This window comes from Bacillus sp. KS1 (assembly GCF_020075515.1).
Lineage (GTDB): Bacteria > Bacillota > Bacilli > Bacillales > Bacillaceae > Bacillus > Bacillus velezensis.
In genome coordinates this window covers 785,440-799,334 of sequence record NZ_JACAWW010000004.1, presented here as the reverse complement: position 1 = coordinate 799,334, position 13,895 = coordinate 785,440, and the positions used below count along the sequence as shown (strand labels likewise).

Genomic DNA, 13,895 nt, shown 5'->3' with positions numbered 1-13,895 from the left:
GGAGAAAATGTGAAAGAAGGCCCAGAAACAATTTGCTGATCCGCGCTGTCTATAGAGTGTAACCCGTTTTCAAAAAGGGAACGGTAATGAAAAGGAGGAGTTGTGATGAAAAAGGCATTCAAAATGATGGCGGCCGTGCTCTTAACCGTGCTGACAGCCGCGCCGTTCGGAGGTTTCGCGCCTTCAGCCGAGGCCGCGCAAACCGCAAAGCCCGTTGTCAAAAGCCATACGTATAAGCATGTAAAACAGCTGACATACCCCGAGGTCACAAATACGGGAAACGCATCTTTTGAAAAGAAAATCAATCAGGACTTCAAGCGCTATATTGAACAATCGTACCAAGAATATGTGAAAAACAAAAAAGACGGTGAGAAACAAGGCTACAAAGCGGAATACCAGGCAGATTTCAAGGTGAAGTATAATCAAGACGGCAAGCTCAGCATTCAGACGGAAGACTACAGTTACACAGGCGGCGCACACGGGCTGACAGCCGTTCAGACCTTTAATTACGACTTGGCCGCAAAAAAACGGGTCACACTCGATAATGTGCTGAATACAAAAACGAAAGCTAACAAGACGAGAGACTATCTTTACGGCTACATCAAGAAACATGACGAACTGTTTGACCAGGACGTCAAAAAACAAGAGATCATCCTGAATAACGAAAGACCTTTCTTCTTTACGAAAAACGGCATTGCCGTTGTGTTCGGACAATATGATCTCGGACCGTACGCGGCAGGAATCCGGGACGTTTTCGTACCTGCATCCGTCTATCAATAAAAAAAAGCGATATCACTCCAAAACGGAGCGGTATCGCTTTTTTCTTTTACCAGACAAACAATCCGACAATCGCCGCGCTCAATAAGGAAACGGCAATTCCGCTGACAAGCAGCTTCCAGACGTTTTTTCCGATGATGGCTGACTTTTCACCATCAAGCAGAGATTGATAAGATCCGTAGATCATACCGATGGTGCTGAAGTTTGCGAATGATGTCAGGAATGTCGTAGCCACGGCAATCGTGTGCGGCGGGAGTGAATTCAGCTGCCCTTTCAGATCGGCCATTGCCACAAATTCATTCGTCGCGAGCTTGATGCCCATCAGCTGTGCGACATACATCGCGTCATGTCCGCCTAATCCGAGAAGGAAGGCAAACGGACTGAAGATGTATGAGAAAATCTTTTGAATGGTCAAACCGTGCACGAACAGTCCGAGTACGCCGTTTAACGCGGCCGTTAACGCCACATAGCCGATTACCATCGCTAAAATGACAATGACCATGTTCATGCCGACAAGCATACTGTTAGAAATCGTGGAGAAGAAGTCTTTTTTCTCCGCTTTTGAAGGAACGTAAATAATATCATCCTCTTTAGAAACGTCCACGGGATTCAGCATATTGGCGATTAAAAGGGCGTTTAAGCAATTCAGCGGGATGGCTGTAAACACATAAGTGGACGGAACCATCGTCAAGTACGATCCGATGATCGAGCCGCTGATGCTGCTCATGCTCATCAGCCCGAATGTCAGAAGCCGATTGTTGCTGACGGCGGCAAGCTGCTGGCGGATGACGGCTAAAGCTTCCGTATTTCCTAAAAACATCATCTGGATGGAGAAAAAGCTCTCCAGCTTCGGCAGACGGGATATTTTAGAAATCAGCCAGCCGATTTTATCAATGAGCCACGGCAGAATACCGAAATACGACAGCATATCAAAGAAGGTCACGACGAAGATAATCGGCAGCAATGCGCTGAAGAAAAAATCAACCGTCGGGTTCGCCATGACAGACGGAAAGGCGAAGGCAATCCCTTGACTGGCGCAGGAAATCAGCCATGTAAAGAACGCGCCGATCTTCCCGATGACAAAGCCGCCGACTTTTGTCCCTAACATAAACCAAGTAATCAGAAACTCAAAGACGAGGAGCATGACAATCGGACGCCATTTAATCTTCTTCTTGTTGGGTGAGCATAAGAAAACAACAGCCATGACAACAATGAGACCGACAATGTTCAATAAAAAGTACATGTGAGCAACTCCTATAAGGGTATTATGGAAATAAAAAAAGCTCTTATTCGTCACAAATTCCTGAAAGCCAGAAAGTGTGATAAATAAGAGCCAAAAGAAAAGAATAGACTGACAGCATCATATGCTTTTCACTCGTTCAAATTTATGCAAACTTTCTTGTAGTCTAGTCTTTTACGGCACTAGGTAGAAACAATCAGACCATATTACTGATCATATACAAGAATAACGATATTACATGAGATAGCAGTATTTTATCGTTTCAATTTTTGAAAATCAACCTTTTTAGATATTTTCAAAATAATAAATTTATATTATAAATAAAGAAAATAAAGGATGTTCACAAGTAATTGGATAATAAAGGTATAAAAGCCCCCGAAAAACAGTTCCGGTTCATTGTAAAGACGGGATGCAGCTGATAAAATGGATCTGAGGGCACCGCCTTCAAAAGACGGCAGAAAAGGGGTCATTTTCATGATCATTCAGTTCATTCGTTACAGATAATGAGAGGTATAGATAAATAGGTTAAACTTCCAATTTTGCGAGGTTTATTTGTCTATGCCTTTTTCATTTCATCGGAATAACGAATGAATGAGGTGTTTTTATTGACGTCTATAAAAAGAAAACGCGCGGAATTACTGCAATCATGCCAGTCCGTATTCAGGTGTCCGCTATGCAGTTCGGCCATGGCGGTCTCACAATACAAAAGCTTGATGTGCGGACACGGGCATACATTTGATATATCAAAGCAAGGATATGTGAATTTCCTCAATAAATCGGTCAAAACCCGCTATGACAGGCGGCTGTTCGAAGCGAGACGCGCTCTTTTTGACAGCCGGGAATTTTTTGTCCCGGTTCAAAAGGAGATCGCCGCCATCATCAGCCGCATTCAATCTCCGCAAACAACGGCGGCGATATTGGATGCGGGATGCGGAGAAGGCTCTCATTTAGCCGCCGTATGCAAATTGCTTCAGCCCGCTTTTTCCGTGACGGGAATCGGCATTGATCTCTCGAAAGAAGGTGTGCTGCATGCCGCAAAGGCCTTCGGGAATCATTTGGTTTTTGCCGTCGCTGATGTGGCGGATGCGCCGTTTGCCGACAGCTGTTTTGATGTCGTGATGTCTGTTTTATCACCTTGGAATTACAAGGAATGCAGCAGACTTTTACGAAAGGGCGGCACAGTCATTAAAGCGGTGCCGCGGCGTGATTATTTGAAGGAAGTAAGGGAATTCTTCTTCGGAGACAGTCCTCGGCGGAATGACACCGCCGATTCTGCGGCCGGACGATTCCAAGCGGGCTTTCAAACCTTTGAGCGCAAACGGCTGTGTTACACGAAGACCTTAACGCAGCCTGACCTCGAGCGGCTTGTGAAAATGACGCCCTTAACATGGAAATGTACTGATGACAGCATCCGGCGGTTTATCAGCCGGAAAGAGGCTGCTGTCACGATAGATATCGATATTTTAATCGGAACCGGTCCGCTGTAAAACGGAAAAGACACGCTGATCGCGTGTCTTTTTTTTATTTCCAGACTTCACCGGCAATGTTGACGACATGGCGCAGTTTCGCCCATTGCTGTTCTTCTGTGATCAGGTTTCCTTCCTCAGTGGAGGCGAATCCGCATTGCGGGCTGAGGCAAAGCTGGTCCAGACTGACATATTGTGAAGCTTCTTCAATCCGGCGTTTAATCGCGTCCTTGTCTTCAAGTTCGCCATGTTTCGACGTAATCAAGCCAAGCACAAGCTGAAGATCAGAGCGTTTGACATAACGGAGCGGTTCAAAGCCGCCGGAGCGGGAATCATCATATTCCAAGAACAATCCGTCAAGGTCAAGCCCGTCAAAAATCGTTTCAGCCGCTGCATCATAGCCGCCTTCAGCCGTCCATGTGGATTGGAAGTTGCCGCGGCAGATATGCATCGTAACCTTCAGATCGTCAGGGCGGTCCTTGATGGCGTCATTAATGGAAGCGGCAAACAGCTTGCGCAGTTCATCCGGCGTCGTGCCGAAAGCTTCAATCTGACGAAGCCCCGCTTCCGATAAGAAAACGGCCCATGCGGTGTCATCGAGCTGAAGGTAGCGGCACCCGGCGTCATAGAAAGCTTGAATCGCTTTTTTATACGCCTTTGACACATCGTGCTGAAATTGTTTGTAATCATTCTGGTAGGACGCTTTTTCCAATTTTCCGCGGAAAAACAGCATATTCGGACTGGGAATGGTCATTTTCGGAACAGCATCGCCGGCAATGCTGTGCAGGAATTTATAATCTTCGAGCATCGGATGCTGAGAAAAATCGATATCTCCCGTTACTTTAATGCCGCGCGCTTTCGTCTGTACGTTGTGAAACTGAATGCCGCTTTCAGGCGTAAACGCTTCAACGCCGTCTAAATTTTCGAGAAAATCAAAATGCCACCAGGCCCGGCGGAATTCGCCGTCAGTCACGACATTGAGGCCGGTTTCTTTCTGCTTTTTCACGCTGCGGATGATTTCTTTGTTTTCGATTTCGCGCAGCTGTTCTGCCGAAATCTCACCTGCCGCTCTTTGCAGGCGGGCTTGCTTCACAGCCGCTGGCCGCAGCAGGCTTCCGACTTGATCCGCGCGAAACGGCGGGTTTTTTCTTAGAAGCGTATGCAATGGTTGTTCTGTGTTTTGCTGTGACATGAACGATTCCTTCTTTCCTGATGAAATATAAAAAAACTCTTCCCTCGGATAGGGAAGAGCTTGCGTCCGCAAATCTCAACCTTATCTTCAGGATTTAGCACCATTCTGCTGAACAGCGGTTGCCGGGTATCACAGGGCCAGTCCCTCCACCTCTCTTGATAAGGAAATATGCTATTTTTCAGAATAAACTGTAATACTCTTAATCTTAGTATATTATCTTATATTGTCAATATATTTCGATAAATATTTTTATTTATCACCCTCAAATAGAATCATATCTATCACAATGGCGATCGCGAGACAAAGAACGATATCCTCTTCCTTTTCAATCTGCAAATGATAGGAATCGCCCCAGCTCATCCATGATTTGGTGACGGTCATCCGGTTTGATTTTCCGTCTGTCACTTGAAAATTCCGGCCCCACACATCGCCGGTAAGATCCCAGCCGAGTCCGGAAATTTCAAATTTCGGTTTGAAAAACGTGACTTTCTTGATGACTTGGCAGACGGGTTTGCCGCTGACGGAAATCTCGTAACGGGGAACGAGCGACATCAGTTTCTGATTGACGCTGGCGAGCGTGCGGCCGTCCAAATCAGTCAGCTTCAGTTCATCACCGAATGAAAACAGCTTTCCTTCAACATTGTAGATTTCTTTTCCGCTTTCAAGAAACACTTGAAAACGATTCTTAAACGTCAACATTCGCTCTTTGATGTAAAAATGGTACATAAAAAAACTCCTTTTTTATGTTGTACGAAAAAAGGAGGCGGTTGGTTTCATATCGGCCGGGTGCATAAAAAAAAGGCTGCCGATTTTGCGGCAGCTGTCGTTTTTATGATAGCGGCATCCGGCGTTTTTGACGGATCGCATTTAAATCAATGATGTTATTCGTGTCGGCAGCTGTCACCAGCGGGCTTGTCTTTGGCGTTTTCCGGCGGTTGTCCTTACTGAAAGAGAAAACAAGATACCCTGTCAAAGCAGCAAAAATAAGTAGCATCATTTTACATACCTCCCAAAAAAAGTTTTGGTATTATTATTGTACGAAAAAACAAACGAAAAGTATTCAAACAATTGTCACTTTTTTAAAAAATAACGTCATTTTCCGTAAAAATAACTATGGGTTGAAGAAATTTTGCTCTTGTTGTGGTTCTATAGATTGTATCGGCTGATGAATGATGATCGTTTATATAACTTTTTAACTATTTTTTGTAAGTGTCTAAATAACTATTTCAGTGTTTTCGTTTGCCTTGTGTTATTCAGTACCCTAAAAAACCTTATAATATGCAAAATAACTGCTTCTAACAGATGACTGCAGATTGACAGCGCTTTCTTTATTTTTTTAAAGAAAACGAGATGTTATCTTAAAAAAATCGTTTGAACATTTTCCGCAGTTTTTTAAAAGGGTTTGATTTTGTCTCCAGAACACGCGGGTCTTTTAAGGTTTTTTTCAATTCTTTCGCTACAGTCCCTCTTGCCATAGTCTTCACTCCTTCTTTCCAATTCATACCTTATATACGGAAAGAAAGAAGGAAAGGTTTCATGTGAAAGAAAAAAACCAAAGCATGGGGCTTTGGTTTTAAGCGCGCTCTTCAAAGAGCCTGGCGATTTCAACAATGACGTTTACCGCCTTTTCCATATGATCGACGGAAATGTATTCATATTTTCCGTGGAAGTTTTGGCCGCCCGTAAAAATGTTCGGTGTCGGCAGTCCCATGTAAGAGAGCTGTGATCCGTCGGTTCCGCCCCGGATCGGCTCGATAATCGGTTCGATGTCGAGGTTTTTCATGGCTTGATAGGCGACATCGACTATCTCTTTGACCGGTTCGATTTTTTCTCTCATGTTGTAATATTGATCACGCAGTTCAAGCTTGATGCTTTCGTTGCCGTATTTGGCCGCCAGCGCATCGGCGGTTTTCTGCATATATTCTTTTCGTTCTGCAAAGCGGTCTCTGTCAAAGTCTCTGATAATGTACGACAGGGCGGCTTCAGAAACGTCTCCGTTCATGGAAAGTAAATGATAGAAGCCTTCATACCCTTCCGTATATTCCGGCGCTTCTTCTTTCGGCAGCGCGTGATGAAATTCCATCGCGATTTTTGAAGCGTTGACCATTTTGTTTTTTGCCGTTCCCGGGTGGACGCTTTTTCCGTAACAAGTAAGCTTTGCGGCTGCTGCGTTAAAGCTTTCATATTGCAGTTCGCCGAGGGGGCCTCCGTCTATCGTGTAGGCGAATGCGGCGTTGAAGCGGCCGACATCGAATTTGTGAGGGCCTCTGCCGATTTCTTCATCAGGCGTGAACGCGACCCGGATCGTTCCGTGTTTGATGTCCGGATGTTTGATCAAGTACGCCATTGCCGTCATGATTTCAGCAATGCCCGCTTTGTTGTCGGCTCCGAGCAGCGTCGTGCCGTCTGTTGTGATCAGCGTCTGGCCTTTATAGCGGGAGAGCTCCGGGAATTGCTCAGGCGACAGGACGACATTGAGTTTGTCATTCAGAACAATATCATGTCCGTCGTAGCTCTCAATAATCTGAGGATTCACATTTTTTCCGGTAAAATCGGTCGCGGTGTCCACGTGAGCCAGAAAACCGACAGTCGGCACGTCTTTATCCGTATTCGCCGGCAGAGTCGCCATGACGTACCCATTGTCATCGACTGTGATGTCTGTCATGCCGATCGACTTTAATTCATCTGCCAGCATGTTGGCCAATGTCAGCTGGCCGGGGGTTGAAGGGCAGTTTTCATTGTTTTCGTCAGACTGTGTATCGACTTTTACATAAGAGGTAAAGCGTTCAATGATTTCATTTTTCATACCGTCATCTCCTTTGTCTTATCTTACCATGCGCGGGGGAGGGATTTCTATTTCGCAACCGTTTTGAATCGAGGGCTCTGTTTTTTACGCGAATGAAAATAAATTATGAAGAAACGATGACTAAACGATTAAACTTTTTGGAAATGGATGATTGAGGAAGAAAAAACCGATATAATATGGTCAATTCATTCAATAGGGGAGGCTTTCTTCATGGCGATTTTAGTGACAGGGGGAGCGGGTTATATCGGAAGCCACACATGTGTCGAGCTGTTAAACGGCGGCTATGACATCGTGGTTCTGGATAATCTGTCAAATAGTTCACCGGAAGCATTGGAGCGTGTGAAAGATATTACCGGAAAAGGGCTGGTGTTTTATGAAGCGGATCTCCTTGACCGTGACGCCGTTCACCGGGTGTTTGCTGAAAATGAGATTGAAGCCGTCATTCATTTTGCGGGATTAAAAGCGGTCGGTGAGTCTGTGGCTGTTCCGCTCCGTTATTATCATAATAATCTGACGGGTACGTTTATTTTATGTGAAGCCATGCAGGCACACGGTGTGAAAAAGATAGTCTTCAGTTCTTCAGCGACGGTTTACGGCGTTCCGGAAACAACGCCGATCACTGAGGATTTTCCATTAAGCGCGACCAATCCTTACGGGCAGACAAAGCTGATGCTGGAACAGATTTTACGCGATCTGCATAAAGCGGACTCTGAATGGAGCATTGCGCTGCTCCGCTACTTTAATCCGTTCGGCGCGCACCCGAGCGGGCGGATCGGAGAAGACCCGAACGGCATTCCGAATAATTTAATGCCGTACGTCGCACAAGTCGCTGTCGGCAAGCTTGAGCAATTGCAGGTGTTCGGCAATGATTATCCGACAAAGGACGGCACCGGCGTGCGGGATTACATCCATGTCGTTGACCTTGCCGAGGGCCACGTCAAAGCGCTTGAGAAGGTGCTGAACACAACAGGCGCGGATGCCTATAATCTCGGCACGGGAAGAGGCTACAGCGTTATTGAGATGGTCAAGGCGTTTGAAAAAGTATCAGGAAAAGAAGTGCCGTACCGTTTTGCCGCCCGGCGCCCGGGAGACATCGCCGCATGCTTCGCAGACCCGGCAAAAGCGAAGGCTGAATTAGGATGGGAAGCAAAGCGCGGGCTTGAAGAAATGTGCGCCGACTCTTGGAAGTGGCAGTCCTCCAATGTGAACGGGTACCAAAAGGTGTAAAAAGAAAGAGACCTTCAAATGATGAAGGTCTCTTTTATTACGGTCATTATTTAATTTTCACTTCAACATCGTTGCTGAACTTTAATTTCCAAGTGCCTTTAGAGTATGCGTTTTTATCAACTTCAAAAGCTTTTACGTCAGTAACTTTAATGTTCGGGTTCAAGTCACTTAAAATTTTACTGTTGTCTACTTTTGTTTCTGTTGCATAGCTTGAAGAAGCATCAATATCTGAATCATAGGATGTTCCTTTAGAATCTACTAATTTCGCTCTTGGAATGGAGAAAGAGCTTAACGGCTTGCTTGAAACATTTTTAACCGTGTATTGAACAGCTACGATAACGCCGCCGTCAGACGCTTTTTTCTCGACAAATTGAGAGCCTACTGAATCTCTTTTTTCCACTTTGGTAACAGTAACTTCAGTTTTCTCAGTCTTAACAGTGTCACCGATGTTATACAGTTTTTCCTTGGATTCTGCAGCTTTTGAAGACGCGGTTTTAGATGATGAAGATCCGCCTCCGCCGCCGATGTTTACGAGAATGATAATAACCACTACCGCCAGAAGCAATGTGATAATTTTATGTCTCATAAAAAAGTTTCTCTGATCTTTACCGCAGTTTGGGCATTTTTTAACGCCTTTAGCGATTTCTTTGCCGCATGCCTTACAAGACACCAGGTTGCCTGCCATAATATTTCCTCCTATGTAAACTATTTCTTAAAAACTACATACTATAATGCCTGTAAAATAACCTATAGTCAATAATATTTTGAGAAAAAAAGTATTTTAATGATTTTTTAGTCATGTATTTTAAGGGCCTTTTTTAGTATCGGCAGATCGTTCCAATTTTTTATATGTTTATTGAAAAAAAGAGTGGTTGAACATGTTCGTGATTTCCCGTATAATCTTGAAAGATATACAAAAACTGAACATAAAAAACAGTGGTTTTCTAGGGTTCCGCAATGCTGAATTGGTCTGGACCGAGAGAAAACACACAGCAGGTTCCTGCTGTGACACGTTGGGATAAAAGCCCGGGAGTTTCTGCTCTTTTAATGAAGAGTGCTCTCCCGGGTTTTTTTGATTTTATATAAAGGGAGTGTCTGGGATGAAAAAGAGATTGCTGGATGTGCTGATGCTGATTATTGGGGCTTTTATCTTTGCTTTGGCCGTTAATTTATTCGCCATTCCGAATGATCTTGGAGAGGGCGGGGTAACGGGAATCACCCTGATTTTATACTATGTGTTTGAATGGTCGCCCGGGGTGACGAATATCATTTTGAACGGGATCTTATTGATTATCGGATATAAATTTTTAGACGGAAAAACAACGCTTTATACGATCATTACCGTTGTCGCCAATTCACTGTTTCTGCATCTGACGCATGATTGGCACTCGCCTTCACATGAACTCATTATTAATACTATTTTTGCGGGTGTGTTTGCCGGTGTCGGAATCGGGATCATTATTCGAGTCGGAGGCACGACTGCGGGTTCTGCCATTTTGGCGAGGATTGCTAACAAATATCTCGATTGGAATATCAGCTATGCGCTTTTGTTCTTTGATCTGATTGTCGTCTTCAGTTCTTATTTCATCATCGGTGCGGAAAAAATGATGTTTACCATTGTCATGCTGTACATCGGAACGAAGGTGATGGACTTTATCATTGAAGGCCTGAATACGAAAAAAGCGGTGACGATTATATCTGAGCATAAGCACGAAATCGCTGAACAGGTTAACACGCTTATGGACAGAGGGGTTACGCTGCTATCGGGTAAAGGAAATTACACGGGGCAGTCGAAGGAAATTTTATATATCGTCATCCAGAAACAAGAGCTTTCCATGCTCAAAAAAATTATTAAAAGCTGTGATACAAAAGCGTTTGTCATTGTTCATGATGTGCGTGACGTCTTTGGTGAAGGCTTCGTCGATATCTCTAAATAAAAAGGATCCCTCTGCCGGCGCGGAGGGTTTTTTCTTATGCCGGCAGAAGCTGTTATGATCCGTTTCCCGGGAAATAGCCTGAAAGCTGTTTCTTAAAACGAAGTGGATACAATCGGCCGGACGTTTTATACTGAAAATATGATAGAGCGATAGAGAGGAGCGCATATGAACCCGTTATTGGCAATTTACCCGAGGGCTGTGTTGTCTGATACGTGCTGTACGGCGGAGGATGTCTTTTGCTTTTATGATGAGAAAAAACGGGTCTATGTCACCATTCCGAAGGAGGATATTACCCCGAAGGAGAAACTGCTTCTGGAATCATTTTTGACGCCCGCTGAAGAAAAAGGCGATTTTTTTCCGGAGACGGCGGCAGCAAAGAGGTGGCGGCGGTTTCTGCTGGAAGAAGGTCCGGTGCCTGATGTCAAGGAGCCTCGTGTCCGTTTTATCCATTATGACTTATTGGGAATACGGGACTGGAGGGCATTTACGGAAGCGCTGCGCCATTTCTGGCCGGTTTCATATACAGTTGTCCGGACGGGAAGGGATCAAGGCGTGATTGTGGAGGAAGAAAAGCTGGAAGCGCCAGATTCGGATGACATCGCATCTTTTGTGAAGATTCTCGAAGGCGATTTTTATTTCAGTGTCCGTTTTTTCATCGGAAGGTATTACTGCAAGGGAGAACGTCTGCGCCTTCATTATCGGAGAGAACAGCAATATTGTCAGATTGGCCGGCGTCATCTCCCGCAGCTGAGCACGCTGACCGCGGAAACGGTATTTCCGGCCATGCTCATGGAAGAAAGCAGAGAAAAGCTCTCAGCCTTGCTTCACGAAGAAGCGGCGCTGCTGTTTCAGAAAGAACCGGAGCTGAAGCATACGATTCAGACTTTTATTGAACATAACTCGAACATGTCGCTCACATCGAAAAGACTGCATTTGCACCGCAACAGTCTTCAATATCGGATTGATAAATTCGCGGAACGCTCAGGTATTGATATTAAGACATATCGGGGCGCCCTGCTGGCTTATTTCATTTGTCTGCAGTATGAAAAATCACATTAAATGGGAAATGTGCACGAAGGCAGCGGACTTTTTTTATGAACATTGCCTATATCCGCCGCCGCCTGACGCTGTTACAATCCTATTTAAGAAAGCGTTTACAAAAAAGGGGAGATGACATGGCGGAACTTCGGCTGGAGCATATTTATAAGTATTACGATCAAAAAGAAGCGGCTGTCGATGATTTTAACCTTCATATTAAAGATAAAGAGTTTATCGTGTTTGTCGGTCCGTCGGGCTGCGGCAAGTCGACAACTTTGCGGATGGTTGCCGGGCTGGAGGATATTACGAAGGGTGATTTCTATATCGGTGACACGAGAGTGAATGACATCGCTCCTAAAGACAGGGATATCGCCATGGTGTTTCAAAACTATGCGTTATATCCGCACATGACGGTCTATGATAATATCGCTTTCGGTCTGAAGCTGAGGAAGATGCCGAAACCGGAGATAAAAAAACGGGTCGAAGAAGCGGCGAAAATGCTTGGGCTCACAGAGTATCTGCACCGCAAACCGAAAGCGCTCTCCGGCGGGCAGCGGCAGCGGGTTGCATTAGGACGGGCGATTGTCAGGGACGCCAAAGTGTTCTTAATGGATGAGCCGCTGTCAAATCTGGACGCAAAGCTTCGGGTGCAGATGCGGGCAGAAATTATTAAGCTGCATCAAAGGCTGCAAACAACCACAATCTATGTGACGCACGACCAAACAGAAGCACTGACGATGGCGACACGCATCGTAGTCATGAAGGACGGAAAAATTCAGCAGATCGGCACCCCGAAAGACGTGTATGAACATCCGGAAAACGTATTTGTCGGCGGGTTCATCGGCTCCCCGGCGATGAACTTTTTCAAAGGAAAGCTGACGGACGGCGCCATTCAGATCGGTTCAGCCGCTCTCAGCGTGCCGGAAGGGAAAATGAAAATGCTACGGGAAAAAGGGTATGCCGGCAAAGATGTTATCTTCGGCATCCGCCCGGAAGACATACATGACGAGCTGATTGTGGTAGAATCCTATAAGAATTCATCCATCACAGCTAAAATCAATGTCGCGGAATTGCTCGGGTCAGAAATTATGGTCTATTCCCGGATCGGGGATCAGGATTTTATCGCCCGGATTGACGCCCGCCATGACATTCGTGCCGGTGAGGAATTGACCGTCGCTTTCGACATGAATAAGGCTCACTTTTTTGACAGTGAAACAGAAATCAGAATCCGCTCATAACGCAAAGCCGGACAGCTGGATGTCCGGCTTTTTTGATGTAACAATTTATGACGCATAACCGATATAAAAAGTAAATAGAAGACAGAAAGCAGGAAAACGATGAAACGCATGATCATGTGCATGTGCCTTTTGGCTGCCGTGTTTACGCTTGCCGCTTGCTCGGGCCATGAGGCAAGCGCCGAACAAAGCATTCCGAAGGCAGAAGCGCACCACGATAAAAAATCTGTAAAGCGCGAAATCAAAAAGCAGCCGGATACGTCCGCCTGGGTTCAAACGAAAGGAACGGCAAGACTGCCGATTCTGATGTACCACAGCATTTCTGAGGGAAACAGCCTGCGTGTGCCGAAGGAAGAATTCCGGCAGCATATGAAGTGGCTTCATGATCACGGCTATTACACGTTGACTCCTGAAGAGGCCTATCTGATGCTGACGGAGGATAAGGAGCCGCGTGAAAAATGTGTTCTGATCACATTTGATGACGGCTATACCGACAATGTGAAAGCGGCCTATCCCATTTTAAAGAAATACAAGATGAAAGCGACAATCTTTATGATCGGAAACTTTATCGGGCATAAGAATCATCTGACTGAGAAGCAGATGAAGGAGATGGCCGCCCACGGCATTTCCATTCAGAGCCATACGATGAACCATCTCGAATTGAACGGGCTCACACCGCAGCAGCAGCGACGTGAAATGAGGGACTCTAAGCGTTTATTTGATCAAATGTTCGGGCAGCGGACGTCTATGATCAGCTACCCTGTCGGACGATATAATAAGGAAACATTAAAAGCCGCCGCCGCGTCAGGCTACCGTATGGCGGTTACGACGGAGCCGGGAGCGGCGTCAAGAGGTCAGGGGCTTTACGGGCTTCACCGCGTCCGTGTGTCGCCGGGCATGTCCGGCGCGGCATTCGGCTCTTATATTCAAAATGTGATGAAATAACAGAGCCTCCGCATATGCGGAGGCTCTTTTCA

Annotated in this window: 13 protein-coding genes and 3 riboswitches; of the genes, 7 read left to right on the top strand and 6 right to left on the bottom strand. The window is 45.6% G+C overall.

Annotated features, from left to right (window positions below; translation table 11 throughout):
• The first annotated feature begins 105 nt into the window (after positions 1-105).
• Positions 106-780, top strand: coding sequence for a DUF3298 and DUF4163 domain-containing protein (locus HWY38_RS04425; protein ID WP_224181336.1), 675 nt, complete (start codon positions 106-108; stop codon positions 778-780).
• A gap of 46 nt (positions 781-826) precedes the next feature.
• Here the strand turns inward: HWY38_RS04425 and HWY38_RS04420 are convergent, their stop codons facing one another.
• On the bottom strand, positions 827-2,020 hold the full coding sequence (locus tag HWY38_RS04420; RefSeq protein WP_029972956.1) for a NupC/NupG family nucleoside CNT transporter: 1,194 nt from the start codon (positions 2,018-2,020) through the stop codon (positions 827-829).
• Positions 2,021-2,159: 139 nt separating this feature from the next.
• Positions 2,160-2,260, bottom strand: a riboswitch (purine riboswitch).
• Positions 2,261-2,622: 362 nt separating this feature from the next.
• On the opposite strand from HWY38_RS04420, the gene HWY38_RS04415 reads away from it, so the two are divergent.
• Positions 2,623-3,504, top strand: coding sequence for a methyltransferase domain-containing protein (locus tag HWY38_RS04415; protein ID WP_224181335.1), 882 nt, complete (start codon positions 2,623-2,625; stop codon positions 3,502-3,504).
• 34 nt (positions 3,505-3,538) lie between these two features.
• Here HWY38_RS04415 and HWY38_RS04410 read toward each other — a convergent pair whose 3' ends face one another.
• From HWY38_RS04410 to pepT, 4 genes are all read right to left on the bottom strand, one after another.
• Positions 3,539-4,675 carry a 5-methyltetrahydropteroyltriglutamate--homocysteine S-methyltransferase gene (locus tag HWY38_RS04410; RefSeq protein ID WP_015418525.1) on the bottom strand — a complete coding sequence of 379 codons (1,137 nt, stop codon included), beginning with the start codon at positions 4,673-4,675 and terminating at the stop codon, positions 3,539-3,541.
• A 78-nt stretch (positions 4,676-4,753) separates the two neighbouring features.
• Positions 4,754-4,840, bottom strand: a riboswitch (SAM riboswitch).
• 84 nt (positions 4,841-4,924) lie between these two features.
• Complete coding sequence (locus HWY38_RS04405) at positions 4,925-5,401, bottom strand: LURP-one-related/scramblase family protein (RefSeq protein ID WP_088461868.1); 477 nt, start codon at positions 5,399-5,401, stop codon at positions 4,925-4,927.
• Between the two features lie 103 nt (positions 5,402-5,504).
• Positions 5,505-5,672, bottom strand: coding sequence for a hypothetical protein (locus tag HWY38_RS04400; protein WP_003150808.1), 168 nt, complete (start codon positions 5,670-5,672; stop codon positions 5,505-5,507).
• Between the two features lie 576 nt (positions 5,673-6,248).
• Positions 6,249-7,481, bottom strand: a complete 1,233-nt coding sequence (pepT, locus tag HWY38_RS04395) for a peptidase T (RefSeq protein WP_025285494.1) — start codon at positions 7,479-7,481, stop codon at positions 6,249-6,251.
• Positions 7,482-7,691: 210 nt separating this feature from the next.
• Here pepT and galE point away from each other — a divergent pair, with 210 nt between their 5' ends.
• Entirely contained in the window at positions 7,692-8,708 is a 1,017-nt protein-coding gene (galE, locus tag HWY38_RS04390) for a UDP-glucose 4-epimerase GalE (RefSeq protein ID WP_113766447.1), read from the top strand.
• Positions 8,709-8,754: 46 nt separating this feature from the next.
• Here galE and HWY38_RS04385 read toward each other — a convergent pair whose 3' ends face one another.
• The gene (locus HWY38_RS04385) at positions 8,755-9,294 is read right to left on the bottom strand and encodes a DUF4352 domain-containing protein (protein ID WP_139325673.1); all 540 of its coding nucleotides are present in this window, start codon (positions 9,292-9,294) and stop codon (positions 8,755-8,757) included.
• Positions 9,295-9,641: 347 nt separating this feature from the next.
• A riboswitch (guanidine-I (ykkC/yxkD leader) is annotated at positions 9,642-9,743 on the top strand.
• 65 nt (positions 9,744-9,808) lie between these two features.
• Here HWY38_RS04385 and HWY38_RS04380 point away from each other — a divergent pair.
• The 4 genes from HWY38_RS04380 to HWY38_RS04365 all read left to right on the top strand — a co-directional run bounded on the left by HWY38_RS04380 (position 9,809) and on the right by HWY38_RS04365 (position 13,863).
• A complete protein-coding gene (locus HWY38_RS04380; protein WP_003150818.1) occupies positions 9,809-10,645 on the top strand; it encodes a YitT family protein in 837 nt (278 codons plus the stop codon).
• Between the two features lie 165 nt (positions 10,646-10,810).
• A complete protein-coding gene (locus HWY38_RS04375) occupies positions 10,811-11,704 on the top strand; it encodes a PucR family transcriptional regulator (protein ID WP_224181334.1) in 894 nt (297 codons plus the stop codon).
• Positions 11,705-11,820: 116 nt separating this feature from the next.
• Positions 11,821-12,921: an ABC transporter ATP-binding protein gene (locus tag HWY38_RS04370; protein WP_029325758.1), complete on the top strand. Its 1,101-nt coding sequence runs from the start codon at positions 11,821-11,823 to the stop codon at positions 12,919-12,921.
• 99 nt (positions 12,922-13,020) lie between these two features.
• Positions 13,021-13,863 (top strand): polysaccharide deacetylase family protein, encoded by an 843-nt coding sequence (locus HWY38_RS04365; protein WP_224181333.1) that lies wholly within the window; start codon positions 13,021-13,023, stop codon positions 13,861-13,863.
• Positions 13,864-13,895 lie beyond the last annotated feature (32 nt).

Bases quoted from the DNA above. Each gene is read 5' to 3' on its own strand.
- HWY38_RS04425 (WP_224181336.1), top strand. From the start codon at position 106: ATGAAAAAGGCATTCAAAATGATGGCGGCCGTGCTCTTAACCGTGCTG.
- HWY38_RS04420 (WP_029972956.1), bottom strand. From the start codon at position 2,020: ATGTACTTTTTATTGAACATTGTCGGTCTCATTGTTGTCATGGCTGTT.
- HWY38_RS04410 (WP_015418525.1), bottom strand. From the start codon at position 4,675: ATGTCACAGCAAAACACAGAACAACCATTGCATACGCTTCTAAGAAAA.
- HWY38_RS04405 (WP_088461868.1), bottom strand. From the start codon at position 5,401: ATGTACCATTTTTACATCAAAGAGCGAATGTTGACGTTTAAGAATCGT.
- HWY38_RS04400 (WP_003150808.1), bottom strand. From the start codon at position 5,672: ATGATGCTACTTATTTTTGCTGCTTTGACAGGGTATCTTGTTTTCTCT.
- pepT (WP_025285494.1), bottom strand. From the start codon at position 7,481: ATGAAAAATGAAATCATTGAACGCTTTACCTCTTATGTAAAAGTCGAT.
- galE (WP_113766447.1), top strand. From the start codon at position 7,692: ATGGCGATTTTAGTGACAGGGGGAGCGGGTTATATCGGAAGCCACACA.
- HWY38_RS04385 (WP_139325673.1), bottom strand. From the start codon at position 9,294: ATGAGACATAAAATTATCACATTGCTTCTGGCGGTAGTGGTTATTATC.
- HWY38_RS04380 (WP_003150818.1), top strand. From the start codon at position 9,809: ATGAAAAAGAGATTGCTGGATGTGCTGATGCTGATTATTGGGGCTTTT.
- HWY38_RS04375 (WP_224181334.1), top strand. From the start codon at position 10,811: ATGAACCCGTTATTGGCAATTTACCCGAGGGCTGTGTTGTCTGATACG.
- HWY38_RS04370 (WP_029325758.1), top strand. From the start codon at position 11,821: ATGGCGGAACTTCGGCTGGAGCATATTTATAAGTATTACGATCAAAAA.
- HWY38_RS04365 (WP_224181333.1), top strand. From the start codon at position 13,021: ATGAAACGCATGATCATGTGCATGTGCCTTTTGGCTGCCGTGTTTACG.